The 494-nt window shown below is 49.8% G+C and carries 1 rRNA gene; it reads right to left on the reverse strand.

Annotation, left to right across the window (positions count from 1 at the left end):
* Positions 1–437: ribosomal RNA gene (locus ACTHTY_RS11640) — 23S ribosomal RNA — on the reverse strand; the annotation flags it as partial.
* Positions 438–494 lie beyond the last annotated feature (57 nt).

The following is a 494-nucleotide window of genomic DNA, read 5'->3' on the forward strand; positions in this document are numbered from 1 at the left end:
GATGAGTATTTAGCCTGGGAGGATGGTCCCCCCATATTCAGACAGGATTTCACGTTTCCCGCCCTACTTTTCGTACTCTTAGTACCAATGTTGAGATTTCGAAGACGGGACGATCACCCACTATGTTCAAGCTTCCCAGCTTGTTCTTCTATCTCAACAGTTATCACGTACAGGCTCCTCCGCGTTCGCTCGCCACTACTTGCGGAATCTCTGTTGATTTCTTTTCCTCCGGGTACTTAGATGGTTCAGTTCTCCGGGTTCGCTGCGCTTATCCTATGTATTCAGATAAGGATACCTCCTAAGAGGTGGGTTTCCCCATTCGGACATCGCGGGATCATAGCTGTATTGCCAGCTTCCCCACGCTTTTCGCAGGCTTACACGGCCTTCGTCGCCTATCATCGCCAAGGCATCCACCTGAGGCACTTATTCACTTGACTCTATCATTTCGAGAACCTCTTTGACTTCGTTGGCCTACCCGTTGACTAGGGAAGCAA

It is taken from the genome of Neisseria sp. P0019.S002 (genome assembly GCF_051957155.1).
GTDB classification, from domain to species: domain Bacteria; phylum Pseudomonadota; class Gammaproteobacteria; order Burkholderiales; family Neisseriaceae; genus Neisseria; species Neisseria perflava.